Consider the following 14,070-nt stretch of genomic DNA (forward strand, 5'->3'; position numbering starts at 1 on the left):
AAGGACGGGATCTCCTGCGCTTAATGATGAATCTTAATGCAGTACGACACATTTTGATGGAGCCTAGGGGCTGATGGCAATTCACATCGGTAACCATGGAAACGCGCAAGCCAGAGACACGATGCTCTCATAATTTCGAGCAAGCTTGTCATATCGGGTGGCAACGGCACGATAGTGCTTGAGTTTGGCAGACGCATTCTCGACCAGGTGTCTGAGCTTATACAAATGCCAGTCGAGCCTCTTATTTCCCTTTATCGAGTTTTTCCCTCTGGGGATAATAACGCTCATTTCGAGGGCTTCTGCCTCAGCGCGTATCGTCTGACTGTCGTATTCTTTATCGGCCATCATACATAGCGGCCATCAATGAAGACCCATTCCAGATCGGAGTCTGTTTTCAGCACGTTGACGAGCTTTTCCAGATGCCTTTTTTCGACCAGTGATTGAACGCATTGTAGATGGAATTCCACTTGCCGAAATGCTCTGGCATATCTCTCCATGGTATGCCAGTACGCATTCTGAAGAGAATACCTTCGACTGTCCTGCGCAGGCCCGCCTTGTCATAGAGGCTGAATTGAAGCAATATTTCTCTCAGCTTGGACCAAAGCTCCTCTGTGAGCATGTACCTGGGCATTGCGGGCTCGTATGATTGTTGTTTCGGAACTTCATTATACGAGCTTGCTATTACCTTTCAAAGACTTACGAGCAATTGTCAACAGCCCCTAGCAACGCTTAAAAACACCTCATTTTGTCGTGTGATTGCTTTATTCGGGCCCACGCCCGCAAATCTACGCCCATGGTCTACTGGTTGCGTGACGGAAACGGCCTAAAGTGGTTAACAAATACATTAAGAATAAACACTGACACAGTGAGGTGGAGTTAATGGACTACAACGCAGAATTTACACGCTCGATCAGCAGGCCGGACGATTTCTGGCGTGAAAAGGCCGCCGACATCGAATGGATTACATTTCCGCACACCATCTGGCAGGCCAAAGACAACGGCCACGGCGACTGGTTTACTGATGGCGAGTTGAACACCAGCGACATTGCTCTGGACGCCAACCTTCGCGCTGGCCGTGGTGAACAAACCGCACTGATTTACGACTCACCGGTGACCAATACCCAGAAAAGCTACACCTACAATCAGCTGACCGATGAAGTCGCGCGTTTTGCCGGCGCCCTGAAAGCCCGCGGCATTGAAAAAGGCGATCGCGTGGTTATTTACATGCCGATGATCCCTCAGGCGGTGATTGCGATGCTGGGCTGCGCCCGTATTGGCGCGGTTCATTCGGTGGTGTTTGGCGGCTTTGCGGCCCACGAACTGGCCGTTCGCATTGACGATGCAACGCCCAAGGCCCTGATTACCGCGTCCTGCGGCATCGAAGTCAGCAAAGTGATTGCCTACAAGCCGCTGGTGGATAAGGCTCTGGAGCAGGCGAAACACAAACCTGAGCTGTGTGTTGTGTATCAGCGCCCGGAAGCACTGGCCAGCCTGCAAAGCCCCAGAGATGTGGACTGGAACGACCTGACCCGCAACGCCGAACCGGCTGCCCCGGTAGCCGTTAAATCGACTGATCCTCTGTACATTCTTTACACCTCCGGCACCACCGGCAAACCCAAAGGTGTGGTGCGGGATAACGGCGGCCACGCGGTGGCACTAAAATACAGCATGAAGCTGGTTTACGACGCCAGCCCCGGTGATGTGTTCTGGACCGCCTCGGATGTGGGCTGGGTAGTTGGCCACAGCTATATTGTTTACGCGCCGCTGTTTGCCGGCTGCACCACCGTACTGTACGAAGGCAAACCGGTTCGCACCCCCGACGCCGGTGGTTTCTGGCGCGTGGTTCAGGATCACAAGGTGAATATTCTGTTTACCGCCCCAACCGCATTCCGCGCGGTGCGCAAAGAAGATCCGGAAGCGGATTTTTTAAAGAAATACGACATCAGCTCGCTGAAACGCATCTACCTGGCCGGCGAGCGTCTGGACCCGGCCACCTATGACTGGCTGCGTGAGCATACCCACTTGCCCGTGCTCGACCACTGGTGGCAAACCGAGACTGGTTGGGCCATCTGCTGTAACCCCGCCGGTATTGAAATGATGACCACTAAGCCGGGTTCCGCCACTATGCCATCCCCCGGCTACGATGTTCAGATAGTCGATATACGCGGCAATCAGATGCCGGCGGGTGAACAGGGCCAGATCGCGATAAAACTGCCACTGCCGCCGGGCTGTCTGCAAACCGTCTGGGGCGATGACACGCGCTTCCGCGAAAGTTATCTTGACGCTATTCCCGGCTTTTACAGCACCGGTGATGGCGGCTTTGAAGATGAAGATGGTTATATCTTCGTTATGGGCCGCACCGACGACGTGATTAACGTAGCCGGCCACCGGTTATCTACCGGTGAAATGGAAGAAGTAGTGTCGTCTCACCCGGCGGTCGCTGAATGCTGCGTGGTAGGTGCTCATGACGAAATGAAAGGCCAGATTCCGATCGGGCTGGTGCTGATTAAAGACGGCGCCACCATTGACCATGACGAACTGGAAGATGAACTGGTAGAAATGATGCGTGACAAAATCGGCGCCATCGCCTGCTTTAAACGGGCCATGGTGGTTGACCGCTTACCAAAAACGCGTTCTGGCAAGATTCTGCGCCGGGTGATACGCCAGATTGCAGACGGCGAAGCCTACAACGTGCCAAGCACCATTGATGATCCGTCCATTCTGGAAGAAATCAGCGACCAGTTCCGGCCTCGGTGAATATTTCAAAACAGCGCCCGAAAGGGCGTTGACGGCGCCTTTGTCGGGTCTATACTGGGATGGCAGTACCAAAACCCCTACCGGGGAAAATCAGAAAAAGCTCCGTTTATAGGAGCTCATGTGAAATACAGGAAAGATCGATGTCTGAGACCACAACTGGCCACGTGAAGTGGTTCAACGAAGCAAAAGGCTTTGGCTTTATCGCCCAGGAAGACGGCAGTGACGTATTCGTTCACTTCAGCGCCATCAACGCAGACGGTTTTCGCACTCTGGCTGAAGGCCAGAAAGTGCAGTTTACTGTAACCGACGGCCCCAAAGGCCCGCAGGCAGAGAACGTAACGCCTGTTTGATAAGGGCTGTCGCTGTTAAAGCGTGACCAGTCAGAAAACGGGCCGATGATTCACCGGCCCGTTTTTTTATGGCTGATTTAAATCCTGAACTCAGGCGCTTAACGCCTCACTGCCTGTTCTGGACGTTTTATTTACCGGATTTACAGCTTGGGCCACCGCATTTAATAACGCCTGCAAGGTCGCCGACGTGGTGTCTTCCGCCAAGGCTGCTGCGCTGCATGTCTGGCCGTTAGCCTGCAAACGAATACACGCCATGGCATTGGCCGACGTACCCGCGCCCAGAGCGAACTCGTCATAAGCCTCTACCGCCAGAATAATGGAGAAACGCTGGGACAGCGCCGCCGCCACCGCTTCCACCGCACCGGAACCATAGCCTTGAAGCGTTACCGGGCTGTTTTCGTTACCTATGACCAAATCTGCGCGTACGCCCTCTTCGTTACGATGAAGATCGTAAGTGCGTAATGCCCAGTCGGCCGGCACCGCAAGGTAGCGAGCTTCAAACAGGCGATGAATGCTCATAGAATCGATTTCGCCGCCGTTGTTTTCCGCTTCACGCTGCACCACTTTGCTGAATTCAATTTGCAGCCAACGTGGCAAGCTGATGTTGTAATCCCGCTCTAGCACATAAGCCACGCCGCCCTTGCCAGATTGACTGTTGATACGCACCACCTCGTCATAGCGACGGCCCAGGTCGAACGGATCAATCGGCAAATAGGCCACATTCCAGGCATCACCTTCTTTGCGCTGGGCCAGACATTTGCGGATGGCGTCCTGATGACTGCCAGAAAATGCGGTGAATACAAGTTCACCGGCGTAGGGGTGGCGCGGATGGGTCGAAATTTCGGTGCAGGCTTCAACCACCTCGGTAATGTCAGCCATGCCGGACAAATCCAGGGTTGGGTCAATCCCCTGTGAATACAGGTTCATGGCCATGGTCACCAGGTCCATATTACCGGTGCGTTCGCCGTTCCCCATCAGGGTGCCTTCCACCCGATCGGCGCCGGCCATTACCGCCAGCTCAGCCGCGGCTACGCCACAGCCCCGGTCATTGTGAGTGTGCACGCTGATGCTCAGATGTTCGCGGCGCTGAATGGTGTCGCAAATCCACTCAATCTGATCGGCAAATACGTTGGGCGTGGCCATCTCTACCGTGGCAGGCAGGTTAATAATGACCGGTTGGCCTTGGTCCGGGCGCCACACGTCGGTCACCGCATCGATGACTTCAGCAGCAAAATCCAGCTCGGTGCCGGTAAAGCTCTCCGGTGAATATTGAAAGGTCCATTCGGTGTTGGGGTAACCGGCAGCCAGCTCCTTCACCAAACGCGCTCCCTCTACGGCAATATCACGGATGCCGTCACGGTCTAACCCGAAAACCTGCTGGCGCTGCACGGTGGAAGTGGAATTATAAACGTGCACAATGGCTTTTTTTGCGCCTTCCAGCGCTTCGTAAGTGCGCTTGATCAGCGCCGGCCGGGCCTGGGTCAGCACCTGAATTTTTACATCGTCAGGAATGCGCCCTTGTTCGATTAGTTTGCGGCAGAAATCAAAGTCCGGCTGGCTGGCTGCGGGAAAACCAATCTCGATTTCCTTGAAGCCCAGCTTTACCAGCAAATCAAACATCCGCTGTTTCTGGCTGACCGACATAGGTTTGACCAGAGCCTGGTTGCCATCCCGTAAATCAACCGCGCACCAGGTGGGCGCCCGCTCAATCACACGATCGGGCCAGCGCCGGTTGGTTTTGGCGATGGGCTTGAAGGCTGCGTATTTTTGATGATCAAAAGCCATACAACGATTTCCTTTTGCGGGTGCGGACTGCCAGTTACAGAACACAAGAGTACACAAAAAGGCGGCGCAGGTGATTGCTAATAAAGACTACAAATCGGATTATAAAGCCATTAAATATTGCTTAAACCGAAATAAGAGGCAGAATATGCTTAATAAATCCGAAACCCTGATTGTACTGGACAAAACCGACCGGAAAATTCTGGACCATCTGCAAAAAGACGGCTCGCTCACTAACCAACAGCTGGCCGACAAAGTCGGGCTATCGCCGTCGCCATGCCTGCGCCGGGTGCGTGCGCTGGAGCAATGTGGCGTGATTGTGCGCACGGCCACCATTCTCAATCACAAGAAGCTGGGACTGGCGCTCACCGCCATCATTCTGATTGGTATGGACCGGCACACCCCAGAGCGTTTTGCGGCGTTTGAGGGGGCCATCAGCGCCTATCCGGAGGTGCTGGAATGCTACCTGATTACCGGCCACGATGCGGACTACATGCTCAAAGTGGTAGTGCCGGACATGGACCATTACCATCACTTTCTGCTGAACCAGATCACCCGCATTGCCGGGGTGAGCGGCGTGCATTCAAGCTTTGTGCTGCGACGGGTTCTGGACAACACGGCCCTGCCCTTAGGCTATTTGTCCTGACCTTGCGGGCTGCGCGCCCCTACAACCCGCCAAGCCCAACTTTACCGGGCCGGTGTCTGTACCTGCCTGTTGCAGCTCCGTACAATAGAGCCCATTATTTTTGAGGCTGCGGCCTCTCCATGAATCACTCCTGACGGAACCTAAAATGCGAGCAAGCCGTTATCTGATTGCCACCCAGAAAGAAACACCTGCCGACGCCGAGATCATCAGCCACCAGCTGATGCTGCGTGCCGGTCTGATCCGCAAACTGGCCGCCGGCCTATACACATGGCTGCCCATGGGCCTGCGCACCCTACGCAAAGTTGAGCGTATTGTGCGTGAGGAAATGGACCGCAGCGGCGCGCAAGAATTGCTGATGCCGGCGGTGCAGCCGGCAGAACTGTGGCGGGAATCCGGCCGTTGGGACGAATACGGCGGCGAACTGCTGCGCATGAACGATCGCCACGGCCGCGAGTTTTGCTTTGGCCCTACCCACGAAGAAGTGATTACCGACCTGATCCGCAACGAGCTGAAAAGCTATAAGCAGCTGCCGGCCAACTTCTTTCAAATTCAAACAAAATTCCGTGACGAGCGCCGCCCCCGTTTTGGCGTGATGCGCGCACGGGAGTTCATCATGAAAGACGCCTATTCATTTCACATCAGCGCCGAATCCCTGGACGAAACTTACCAGCTGATGCACCGCACCTACTGCGCCATATTTGATCGCCTGGGCCTGGATTACCGCCCCGTGCAGGCTGATTCTGGCGCCATTGGCGGCAGTGGGTCTCAGGAATTTCACGTGCTGGCGTCCTCTGGTGAAGACGCCATTGTGTTCAGCACCGACAGCGATTACGCGGCGAATATAGAAAAAGCTGAGGCTGCTGCACCCTCTGGCGAGCGCCCTGCGCCTTCCCAAGCGATGACTGAAGTGGCGACGCCGGGCCAACGTACCATTGCTGACATTGTCGGGTTTCTGAAAGGCGATGCTGCGCAAACCGTGAAAACTCTGCTGGTGAAAGCCGAAGCGGCAGCCGATGCCGAAGAAGGCAGTAACCCGGGATTGGTGGCGCTGATTCTACGCGGTGACCACACCCTGAATGAGATCAAGGCGGAAAATCTGGCCGGCGTAGCCGACCCGTTGACCATGGCCACAGATGAGGAAATCCAGCGCGCCACCGGATGCGAGCCCGGCTCAATCGGGCCGGTGAATCTGTCAGTGCCGGTGATTGTCGATCGCAGCGCAGCGCACCTGGCGGACTTTGTCTGCGGCGCCAACAGGAATGACATGCACCTGACCGGCGTAAACTGGCAGCGTGACCTGCCATTGAGCCGGGTGGAAGACCTGCGCAACGTGGTGGAAGGCGACGCCAGCCCCTGTGGCCAGGGCACCCTGGAAATTCGCCGCGGTATTGAAGTCGGCCATATTTTCAAGCTAGGCAACAAATACAGCAAGGCGCTGAACGCCACGGTGTTGGATGAAAATGGCAAAACCGCCACTATGGACATGGGCTGCTACGGCATTGGCGTGTCGCGGATTGTGGCGGCGTCCATCGAGCAAAATCACGATGACCGCGGCATTATATGGCCCGACGCGATTGCGCCTTTCCGGGTTGCCGTGGTGCTGCTGAACGGCCATAAGTCGCCAACCGTGGCCGAAGCCGGTGAAAAGCTCTACCAACAGCTGCAAGAAGCCGGTTACGACGTGCTGCTAGACGACCGCAACGAGCGGCCCGGGGTGAAATTTGCGGATATGGAGCTGACCGGTATTCCCCATCGCTTTGTGGTGTCTGACCGCGGGCTGGAAGCCGGAACTCTGGAATACAAAGGCCGCCGCGATGCCGACAAGCAGGACATTGCCCTGGCGGATGCAATTCCCTTTCTGAAGAGTGTTTCGCCGCTCTAAAAACAGAAATGCGCCATCAAAAACCCTGGTCGCCGAAACGCACCAGGGTTTTTTTATTCGTGACCGATCGGTTTGGCTAATGAATGGCCGGCTGTGTAAGAGGCTCCTGTTCCAGCTCAACGCCAAAGCGCGCCTGAACCGACTCACGTATTTCCTGGGCCAGCGCCAGCAACTGTTCACCGCTGCCGTCGCCGTGGTTGATTAACACCAGGGCCTGGCGATTGTGCACACCTACCCACTTGTTGCGGTAGCCTTTCCAACCGCACTGTTCAATCAGCCAGCCCGCCGCCAGTTTCACGCCCTGATCGTGTGGCAGTGGGTAGGCAACCAGATCTGAAAAACGGCTTTGCAACTGCTCAAACACCTCTTGGCTGACCACCGGGTTTTTAAAAAAACTGCCGGCGTTTGGCAGGCGCTGCGGGTCTGGCAGTTTGCGGCGGCGAACGGCCATCACCGCTTCGGCCACGTCTTCAGCGTTTAATTTTGCCACGGGCGTGTCGCCAAAGTACGCCGCAAGCTCGCCGTAACCTAACTGGAAAGGCCGGCTGCGGGACAGGCGCAGATGCACGTCCAGAATAAGATACCGTTCGGGCTGCTGTTTAAACAAGCTGTCACGGTAGGCGAAATTGCACGCTTCTGCGCTTAGGGTGATTTGCTTGCCAGTGCTACGATCCAGAGCAGTGGCACACACCAACGTGTCTGCCAACTCTACACCGTAAGCGCCGATATTCTGTACCGGTGCAGCACCACAGGTGCCGGGAATCAGCGCCAGATTTTCGATACCACGATAACCGCTGCGGGCGGCGTACAAAACCGCATCGTGCCAGTTTTCACCGGCACCCAGCACCAGCGTGGCCGCCTCAATACTGATATCACGCCAGTGCCGTCCGGCCAAGGCCATGTGCACAACCAGGCCATCAATGTCGGTGCGGAACACCAGGTTACTGCCACCCCCGACAATCAGCACCGGCAGATTTTTTTCATCAGCCCAGGCCAGGGTGGCGCCAACCTGTTCACGATGGGTTATGCGGGCGAAATAACGGGCACTGGCCGCAATGGCCAAGGTGTTATAGGGCGTTAAATCTACCCTTTCCCGTATTTCTGGCAGGGTTTTCACCCCAGCTTTCCGCGGATGTCATTCAGCAAACCTTCACCGGCTTGATGAATCAGTTCCAGCACGTGCTGAAAACCATCGTCTGCACCGAAGTACGGATCTGGCACTTCCTGGTCATCAAAATCGGCAAAGTCCAGAAACAGCTGTGGCACGGTGCCGCCGTTCTGGTGCCAGATTTCTTTCACGTCTGCCAGATTCTGGCGGTCCATCACCAACACATAGTCAAAACGGTCCAGGTCTTCAGCCTCGAACTGACGCGCCCTCAGGCCGCTGATATCGATACCGATTCGCCCGGCCGCGGTCACCGCGCGCTCATCCGGACCTTTGCCAATGTGCCAGTCACCGGTACCGCAGGAATCAATACGTACCTGCTGTTCAAGACCGGCAGACGCTACCTGTTTACGAAACACGCCTTCGGCGGTGGGTGAGCGGCAAATGTTACCCAGACACACAAATAAAACGCTGACAGAGGCTGCCATTAGTTTGTCTCCTGCTTGTTCAAAAAAGCCCTGACCCGTTGCAGATCTGCTTCGGTATCTACCCCGGCTGGCGGACTGACGGCGGCCAGATCCACATGAATACGAGCACCGTGATAGAGCGCGCGCAATTGTTCCAGCGCTTCCACCTGTTCGGCGGGCGCCGGTGACCAGCGCACAAAATCCGCCAGTACGCCGGCGCGATAGCCATAAATGCCGATATGGCGAAAATAACCGACATTGTCTGGCAAATCACGATTTGCGGCGACATCTGCAGCGCCGGCCCAGCCATCGCGATACCAGGGTATGGGCGCGCGGCTGAAATAATGTGCCATCCCCTGCTGGTCGAAAACCACTTTTACCACGTTGGGGTTAAACACCGATTCGGTATCATGCAGGCGCTCGCACAGAGTGGCAATGGCCGCTTCGGGGTGCAAGTCCAGATTGTCGGCCACCTGGTTAATCAACACGCTGGGAATCAGTGGCTCGTCCCCCTGTACGTTAATCACCCGGTGATCTTCGTCGAGATTCAAGGCCTGCGCCACTTCAGCCAGACGGTCGGTGCCGCTGACATGGGCAACCGAGGTCATGACAACTTCAGCACCAAAGCGCACACAGGCTTGCTGTACCCGCGCGTCGTCGGTGGCAATCACCACTCGCCCGGCGCGGCTTTCCTGCGCCCGCTGCCACACGTGCTGAATCATTGGCTGGCCGCCAATGTCTGCCAAGGGTTTGCCCGGCAAGCGGCTTGAGCCGAAGCGCGCGGGAATCACAACGGTAAAGGGCGTGGTAAAGGACATGAATAGCGCCTCGCTCAGCTTTTGTGCAGGCGTTCGTCGGTGCTCAGGGTGCGGGCTTCGGTAGCCAGCATCACCGGAATACCTTCGCGCAAGGGAAACGCCATGGCGTCCAGGTAGCACAGCAGTTCGGTTTTTTCCTCGTTGAGCTTGAGCTCGCCTTTACACACCGGGCAGGCCAGCAGCGCCAGCAGTTTTTTATCCATGATGGTGGTCTCGTTCTGTTGCAACGGAAGCAGCCGCCAGCGGGCTGCTTTTAATCGGGTGTTGCTGGCGCCAACGGGCCAGCTGGCTTAGCAGCCGGCGGCCAAATTCGGCGGGCAGCTGGGCTTCAATCATCAGAGCGTAAGCGTTATCCGGTGCAAAATCCTGGCATTTCACCGCGTCTTTGGCGGTCATCACCAGCCATTCCCCGGCGTCGGTTTTCAGGTCGCTCGGCTTGAAGCGGTGGTGGTCGGCAAAAGCCCGCGGCCTTACCTGTGCGCCCAAGGCACTGAGGGTGGTAAAAAAACGCGCCGGATTTCCGATACCCGCCACCGCCAGCAGGTTTTGCCCCACCAGCTTTGCCAGCGGTACCTGCGCTCCGCTAGCCAGGTGCAGAAGGTACATAGGGTTCAGATTCATGGTGTAAATGGCACTGTGTTGCACGCCGGCAAATTGGCTATGGCGGCGAGCGCCTGCTCCGGTAGAGCCGTTGAGGATAATATAATCCACCGAGTTCAGCCGTTCTGCCGGCTCGCGCAGTGGCCCCACCGGAATGCTGGCGCCGTTGCCCAAGCCCCGGCTGGCGTCGAATACGGCCAGTTCTATGTCACGGGGCAGAGCGTAATGCTGCAGGCCATCGTCGCACACCAGAACATCGCCCAATCTCTGATCAATGGCGTAGTGCGCTGCACGCAGCCGTTGCGGATCTACCACCACCGGGCAGCCAGTGGCCCGTGCCAGCATGACCGGTTCGTCACCGGCGATGCGGGCGTTGCTATCGGCATTCACAAAAAGCGGGTATTGCCCGGACTTGCCACCGTAACCACGGCTCAGAATCACCGGGTGCCAGCCGGCGTTGCGCAGTTGCGTTACCAGCCAGGCCGTCAGCGGCGATTTCCCGGTGCCACCGGCGGTGATATTGCCCACCACCACCACCGGAGCCGTTAGCGCCGGTGCTCGGTTTTTTAACGCTTTGCGCCGGCGCGATGCGGCAATGCGCCGGTACAGCCAGGCCAATGGCGCCAGAAATCCCAGCGGGCGATTCCGGCTATACCACAGCCGGTCTACCAGCGAACTCATACCCGCTTACCGCTGATCATGCGTGCTCACTGAACTGCATCTGATGCAGTTGGGCATAGGCGCCGCCCTGGTCCAGCAACTCCTGGTGGCGGCCGGATTCCACTATTCGGCCATTATCCATCACCAATATGCGATCGGCGTTTTCAATGGTCGACAGGCGGTGCGCAATCACCAGGGTGGTGCGGCCTTTCATCACCGTTTCCATGGCGTTCTGGATGTAGCGCTCAGATTCGGTATCCAGCGCCGATGTGGCTTCGTCCAGAATCAGAATGGGGGCATCTTTTAGCAGCGCACGGGCAATGGCCAGGCGCTGGCGCTGGCCGCCGGACAGCATAACGCCGTTGTCGCCAATCATGGTCTCCAGACCTTCGGGCATGCGGTCGATGAATTCCAGAGCGTGGGCTTTGCCGGCGGCCTCACGGATGGCCTCGGGGCTGCAATCGCGCAATGCACCGTAGGCAATATTCGCGGCAATCGTATCGTTAAACAGCACCACGCTCTGGGTAACCAACGCTATCTGGGCTCGCAAAGCCTGCAGCGTAAAGTCTTCCAGCAAATGGCCATCAATGCGGATTTCGCCGTGGGTGTAATCGTAAAACCGCGGCAGCAGGCTCACTAGCGTGGATTTGCCACTGCCACTGCGGCCAACCAAAGCAACGCTCTGCCCCGCAGGCACCGTCAGCGAAATATCGTTTAATACCTTATCGAGCTGGTCGCGATAGCTGAAGCCCACGTCACGAAATTCGATGTCGCCTGTAACCCGTTGCGGAGCAAAGTCGCCGAAATCCGGCTCCGGGCGTTCGTCCAGGGTTTCAAACACATCGTAGGCTGCCGCCAGGCCCTTCTGGATTTTTGAGTGCACGGAGGTTACCTGGCGAATGGGCTTGGCCATAGTTGTTGCCGCAGTAATAAACGCGACGAGTTGACCTGTGCTCATTTCGCCGCGAATAGTGGGCGACAACATGGTCCATACCAGCGCAGCGATCGCAATGGCCACCAGAACCTGAATCACCGGCACGCTGATGGCCTGGGTAGATGACATTTTCAGGCTTTGCTTCAGGTTGCCTTCACTGACCTTCTGAAAACGCTTGCGTTCGAAATCCTCACCGCCAAAGGTGCGCACCACTCTATAACCGCTGATGGACTCCGATGCAACGTGGGTAATGTCGCCCATGGAGGCCTGAATGCGTTTGCTGATTTTGCGGAAGCGCTTGCTGGCGTAGCTGACCACCATTCCGATCAACGGCCCTACCGCCAGAAAGACCAGCGTGAGTTTCCAGTTGGTGTAAAGCATGTAGCCCAGCAGCCCAACAATGGTAAGGCCCTCGCGAAAGGTAATGGTGATAGCGTCGGTTGCGGCTTCAGCCACTTGTTCTACGTTAAAGGTCAGCTTCGACACCAGGCGGCCGGCCGCGTTGTCGTCAAAGTAGCGCGACGGCAAGGTGAGCAGGCGGTCAAATACATCGGTGCGCAGGGCATTGATGACGTTACGTCCCACGTAGCTGATGAAATACTGGCTCATGAAGGTGCCCAGGCCACGAAACGCAAACACCCCGACAATCAGCAAGGTTAAAATCAGCCGATTTTGATCGGTCGGGTTTTCAATGGCCTTGATGACGTATTCCATGGCGGCCGCCATGCCGGTAGACGCGGCGGCATAGATAACGTTGCCGGTGATCGCCAGGGTAAACGCTATCCAGAAGGGTTTCACATAGCGTAGAAGGCGCTTATAGGTATGCCAACTGCCCTCTGACATCTTACCCGGCCTTTCCGGCTCTGCGTCTGGTTTTGGGCCTGGATTTTGGCCTGGATTTGGGCCTAGAGAACTCTTTGGGATTGTCGGGCCTGGGGAACTTGCTGCACTCACTGGGATTGGGCCTCACGTTCGGTGGTAATGCTGAGTTTGGCGAAACCCAGGCGACCGGCCGCATCCATCGCCCGCACCACAAACTCGTGGGGAGTTCGGGCATCGGCGGTAATAATGAACGGCAACGATGTGTCTGCGTCGACCAGTTCCCGAATGCCCCTCTCCAGGGTTTCGCGGCGATTGTTGACCAGCGGTTTGTCGTTCAGCAGGTACTGGCCATCGGCGCTAATTACCACATCAATCTGTTCGACTTCTGCCGGCGGCGCCGGATTACCGCTGGCTTGCGGCAACTCCACCTGAAGATGACTTTCCCAGGTGAAGGTTGTCGATACCATAAAAAAAATCAACAGCAAAAACACCACGTCGATCAGCGGTGTCAGGTCCATAGCCACGTGCTGGCTGCGCTGGCGCTTGAACTTCACGGGGTTCAGGCTCCTTCTACGTCAATTTCGCGATCGCCGTGCACCACTTCCACCAGCTTGATGGCCTCTTGCTCCATGTTTACCACCAGGGCATCCACCCGGCGGATAAAATAGCGATGGGCAATCAACGCGGGAATGGCCACACTCAGGCCAGAGGCGGTTGTTATCAGAGCCTCTGAAATACCGCCGGCCAGATTGCCGGCATTGCCCACACCGGCCAACTGAATTTCCGCAAACACTTTGATCATGCCGATAACCGTGCCCAGTAGGCCCAACAATGGCGTAATAGTTGCAACGGTGCCCAGTGGATTCAGAAACCGCTCGAGCTGGTGAACCACCTGACTGGCTTCGTGCTCGATGCTTTCTTTCATCACCTCACGGCCGTGTTTAGCGTTCAGCAAACCGCTGGCAAGCACTCGCCCCATGGGTGACGACGCCTGCAGGGTTTTAAGACGCTTGCCATTCAGCTCTTTTTTCTTGATCCAGCGCCACAGCTCGTTCAGCACTTGTGGCGGCGCAATCCGGCTGTCACGCAGACTCCAGAAACGTTCAAAGATGATGGCCAATGCCAACACAGAACAAAACAGTATGGGCACCATCAAAATGCCACCGGCTTTTAAAAGCTCGAACACGCTCTGTCTCCTGATCAATTACAAGCCGCGCTACTTTAGCATAGCTGTCAGCATTTTCAGC

At 56.5% G+C, this 14,070-nt stretch carries 13 protein-coding genes and 1 pseudogene; 4 read left to right on the top strand and 10 right to left on the bottom strand.

The genetic code is table 11. The annotated features are described in order from the left end of the window. Nucleotides 1-81: 81 nt before the first annotated feature. A pseudogene (locus ATG98_RS20895) lies at nt 82-631 on the bottom strand (transposase). A gap of 248 nt (nt 632-879) precedes the next feature. Between ATG98_RS20895 and ATG98_RS20900 the strand changes: the two are divergent. Together ATG98_RS20900 and ATG98_RS20905 are read left to right on the top strand one after the other, a co-directional pair. Then, nucleotides 880-2,757 (top strand): propionyl-CoA synthetase, encoded by a 1,878-nt coding sequence (locus ATG98_RS20900; protein WP_098418858.1) that lies wholly within the window; start codon nt 880-882, stop codon nt 2,755-2,757. A gap of 140 nt (nt 2,758-2,897) precedes the next feature. After that, entirely contained in the window at nt 2,898-3,107 is a 210-nt protein-coding gene (locus ATG98_RS20905; protein ID WP_007352080.1) for a cold-shock protein, read from the top strand. Between the two features lie 90 nt (nt 3,108-3,197). Here the strand turns inward: ATG98_RS20905 and leuA are convergent, their stop codons facing one another. Next, the gene (gene leuA / locus ATG98_RS20910; protein WP_098418859.1) at nt 3,198-4,892 is read right to left on the bottom strand and encodes a 2-isopropylmalate synthase; all 1,695 of its coding nucleotides are present in this window, start codon (nt 4,890-4,892) and stop codon (nt 3,198-3,200) included. Nucleotides 4,893-5,037: 145 nt separating this feature from the next. Between leuA and ATG98_RS20915 the strand changes: the two genes are divergently transcribed. Beyond that, nucleotides 5,038-5,535 (top strand): Lrp/AsnC family transcriptional regulator, encoded by a 498-nt coding sequence (locus tag ATG98_RS20915; protein ID WP_098421678.1) that lies wholly within the window; start codon nt 5,038-5,040, stop codon nt 5,533-5,535. Nucleotides 5,536-5,680: 145 nt separating this feature from the next. Beyond that, nucleotides 5,681-7,417, top strand: coding sequence for a proline--tRNA ligase (locus ATG98_RS20920; protein WP_098424292.1), 1,737 nt, complete (start codon nt 5,681-5,683; stop codon nt 7,415-7,417). Between the two features lie 76 nt (nt 7,418-7,493). Here the strand turns inward: ATG98_RS20920 and murB are convergent, their stop codons facing one another. The 8 genes from murB to ATG98_RS20960 form a co-directional block, all read right to left on the bottom strand. Continuing rightward, nucleotides 7,494-8,534 (bottom strand): UDP-N-acetylmuramate dehydrogenase, encoded by a 1,041-nt coding sequence (gene murB, locus ATG98_RS20925; RefSeq protein WP_098424293.1) that lies wholly within the window; start codon nt 8,532-8,534, stop codon nt 7,494-7,496. Then, nucleotides 8,531-9,010, bottom strand: a complete 480-nt coding sequence (locus ATG98_RS20930; RefSeq protein ID WP_098418862.1) for a low molecular weight protein-tyrosine-phosphatase — start codon at nt 9,008-9,010, stop codon at nt 8,531-8,533. Before ATG98_RS20930 ends, murB begins: the two co-directional genes overlap by 4 nt. Next, nucleotides 9,010-9,807, bottom strand: a complete 798-nt coding sequence (kdsB, locus tag ATG98_RS20935) for a 3-deoxy-manno-octulosonate cytidylyltransferase (protein WP_098424294.1) — start codon at nt 9,805-9,807, stop codon at nt 9,010-9,012. Before kdsB ends, ATG98_RS20930 begins: the two co-directional genes overlap by 1 nt. Nucleotides 9,808-9,821: 14 nt before the next feature. Next, a complete protein-coding gene (locus ATG98_RS20940) occupies nt 9,822-10,010 on the bottom strand; it encodes a Trm112 family protein (RefSeq protein WP_098418864.1) in 189 nt (62 codons plus the stop codon). Then, a complete protein-coding gene (gene lpxK, locus ATG98_RS20945; RefSeq protein ID WP_098424295.1) occupies nt 10,003-11,088 on the bottom strand; it encodes a tetraacyldisaccharide 4'-kinase in 1,086 nt (361 codons plus the stop codon). The genes ATG98_RS20940 and lpxK overlap by 8 nt, the downstream gene beginning before the upstream one ends. Nucleotides 11,089-11,104: 16 nt before the next feature. Further along, the gene (gene msbA / locus ATG98_RS20950) at nt 11,105-12,844 is read right to left on the bottom strand and encodes a lipid A export permease/ATP-binding protein MsbA (RefSeq protein WP_098424296.1); all 1,740 of its coding nucleotides are present in this window, start codon (nt 12,842-12,844) and stop codon (nt 11,105-11,107) included. A gap of 107 nt (nt 12,845-12,951) precedes the next feature. Beyond that, entirely contained in the window at nt 12,952-13,377 is a 426-nt protein-coding gene (locus ATG98_RS20955) for an ExbD/TolR family protein (RefSeq protein ID WP_098424297.1), read from the bottom strand. 5 nt (nt 13,378-13,382) lie between these two features. Then, on the bottom strand, nt 13,383-14,009 hold the full coding sequence (locus tag ATG98_RS20960; RefSeq protein ID WP_098424298.1) for a MotA/TolQ/ExbB proton channel family protein: 627 nt from the start codon (nt 14,007-14,009) through the stop codon (nt 13,383-13,385). Between the last annotated feature and the right edge of the window lie 61 nt (nt 14,010-14,070).

Origin of the sequence: Marinobacter sp. LV10R520-4 (assembly GCF_002563815.1) — a bacterium.
Classification (GTDB): Bacteria; Pseudomonadota; Gammaproteobacteria; order Pseudomonadales; family Oleiphilaceae; genus Marinobacter.